Below are 2,345 nucleotides of genomic sequence, written 5' to 3' on the forward strand. Positions count from 1 at the left end.
GCCAGATTTCCCAGCACCTCTGCCCGCGCATCAAGGCAGATCACCGCGTCGGGCACGCTGATCTGGACGTGCCGCAGGATCTGGTTGATGGCCTCTTGCCCGGTCAATCCGCGCTGAAGCGCCAGGCGCGCGCCGGTCATCAGGGCCGAGTGCAGCGCATCGCGATGCTTGGCCTCGATGTCGATGCCCCATTTCTTGCGGGCGGTATTGGCCGCCCAGCCCAGCATCGAGGCAAGCAGAATGCTGATGATTTCGAGGACATGCGGCATCACCGCTGCTTTGATGAGATCCATGATCAGTTTCCTTTGAGGAATGCCGCACAGGCAATGTGAATGGCGCTGGCTAGGGCCGCGAAATGGCGATCGGCAGCAGCGCAGTCGCTGGGATTCGAGCCGAAGTAAGGTTCCAACAGGACGGCGGGCGCCCGGCCTTGCCACAGGCTTTCTCCGCCCCGCTCACCGCGCTTGCGCGTGACCAGCCCGCGATCCCGCAGACCGAGGGTGGTGACCATGGCGGGCTGGATCAGCTTTGCCAGGCGCAGGCTGCCCGTAGTGCCGGAGGTCAGCGTTTCCGTACCCGTTGCCGATCGCATGGCCGCGCTGTTGAAATGCAGCTCGATCGAAGCATCCGCGCCCCAGTCATTGACCTCGGCATAGGCCTGCCGGATCTCGGTGGTGTAGCTCGGCACAACTGGACGGCGGAACACGCGGAAGATCGCAGGTTCCAAGGCAAAGATCTGATTGGCCAGGTCCGTCATCCAGTCATATTCGCTGCGCCCGTCCGTAACGCGCACAGCACCTTGCGATCGGGCGTTATGCCCGATCACCAGAGCAATCTTGCCCATGGGTCTCTCCTAGATATGAAAAAACCCCGCACGATGGCGGGGCTGCTTGCTAAAACCTTGACGAATCTAACAACCTCAGGGTCATCATCCTTGGATGACAGAGCCTGATTATGATTACGTCCTGTTTATTGACGAGGCTGGTGATGATGGCCTCAAGAAAGTCAAACCGATCGACCCTGATGGTTCATCGGAATGGCTGATCGTTGCTGGACTATTGGTGCGGGCCGAAGACGAAGCTAAATGCCGAGTGTGGCTGGATGAAATCAGAGTCGACATCAACGCTACCCAGTCGGATTCCCTGCACTATCGAAAGCTCTCCCCAGCCAAACGAATTCGTGCTGCACAGCTTCTCGCAGCGATGGATGTAAGAATTTTTACTCTCGCCTCGAACAAAAGGAATATGCGCGGCCACCACAACCCTAAAGCGGCAGCGATGGGCGGAAGAAACTGGTTCTATAACTGGCTTGTCAGAATGATCATGGAAAGGGTTTCCTCTTTTTGCGTTGAAAATGGCCTTAAGCGCTTTCAAAGAATCGGGCGCGTCAAAGTAGTTTTCAGCACCAGAGGCGGACATTCTTACACGCAAACGAAAGCATACTGGCGTTTGGAGGCAGCGAAAGGAAAACCCTTTTTATCGAGGAGAGTAGTGAAATGGGAAGCTGTAAATTTCAATGCGTCTGACGACGCTCCGCATTACATGCATGCAGGACTGCAGTTGGCAGATATTTGCGCGAGTGCGATGTACCAGGCCGTTGACAGAACGGGAAAGTACTTTTCACCGGAACCAATGCAAGCACTGAGCCCCCGAGTTGCGAGAGAAAATGGTAGCTGGGCTGACTTTGGAGTTACGCTTCAGCCGTACTTGATCGACGAGATTGACCTATCGCCTGAGCAGAAACGACTTTTTTCATTTTATGGCTACATATTTAAAATGTGAAAGGTGCGGGTCCCGGCTTGTGTTGATCGACGTCTGAAGGCTGAAATCCGATGTTCAACCGTACATCAACCCGCAACATGACTACCGCATGTCGCACCAAGGCCCCGGCGCCCCCGCATATCTAGTGAATCACAGTGAGTCAGTAGGGTCAAGAAAAACCCCCATCACTCCCCGAGTATAGCCCGGTCAGCGCATCAGCATCCACGCCAGCACGACACATCCCGCCATGATCACGCGCACCAGAAACGCGCGTAGCGGGCAGCTTACTTCGGGTCTCGGGTCACGGATTGTCACGGGGCAACCTCCCCCCTCTGATGCGATGCAACAGCACCTCGAAGATGGCCGCGCCAAGCGAACCGGTGAGATAGGCGGCTGTCCCGCCTGCCGCGCCTTCAGGGGCGTTGAGCGTTCCGGGCGGCAAGCCGAGCCAGTGGCCGAGTAATGGCGCGCCCAGGCCGCCCAGCCCCGCAGCGATGGCCGCCCCGATGGCGATATGCCGAATAGCCTCAAGAGCGGTGACCTTGATCACCAGCGCATTCGTCGCCCCGCCAAGGCCGCCCCAGA

4 protein-coding genes are annotated in these 2,345 nt (G+C 57.6%); 1 reads left to right on the forward strand and 3 read right to left on the reverse strand.

Annotated features, from left to right (window positions below; all coding sequences use genetic code 11):
- Together RTS12_RS20625 and RTS12_RS20630 are read right to left on the reverse strand one after the other, a co-directional pair.
- Window positions 1-293: hypothetical protein (locus RTS12_RS20625; RefSeq protein WP_312532016.1), on the reverse strand; the 293-nt coding region annotated here is incomplete at its 3' end.
- Window positions 294-295: 2 nt separating this feature from the next.
- A complete protein-coding gene (locus RTS12_RS20630; protein ID WP_312532018.1) occupies window positions 296-844 on the reverse strand; it encodes an N-acetylmuramoyl-L-alanine amidase in 549 nt (182 codons plus the stop codon).
- A 94-nt stretch (window positions 845-938) separates the two neighbouring features.
- Here RTS12_RS20630 and RTS12_RS20635 point away from each other — a divergent pair, with 94 nt between their 5' ends.
- Window positions 939-1,781: a DUF3800 domain-containing protein gene (locus RTS12_RS20635; RefSeq protein ID WP_312532019.1), complete on the forward strand. Its 843-nt coding sequence runs from the start codon at window positions 939-941 to the stop codon at window positions 1,779-1,781.
- Window positions 1,782-2,061: 280 nt separating this feature from the next.
- Here RTS12_RS20635 and RTS12_RS20640 read toward each other — a convergent pair.
- Window positions 2,062-2,345: hypothetical protein (locus RTS12_RS20640; RefSeq protein WP_312532021.1), on the reverse strand; the 284-nt coding region annotated here is incomplete at its 5' end.

Source organism: Paracoccus sp. (in: a-proteobacteria) (genome assembly GCF_032007265.1).
Taxonomy (GTDB): Bacteria; Pseudomonadota; Alphaproteobacteria; order Rhodobacterales; family Rhodobacteraceae; genus Paracoccus.

What these genes read in the sequence shown, in the direction of transcription:
- RTS12_RS20635 (WP_312532019.1), top strand. Translation starts at nt 939, where the DNA reads ATGACAGAGCCTGATTATGATTACGTCCTGTTTATTGACGAGGCTGGT.
- RTS12_RS20630 (WP_312532018.1), bottom strand. Translation starts at nt 844, where the DNA reads ATGGGCAAGATTGCTCTGGTGATCGGGCATAACGCCCGATCGCAAGGT.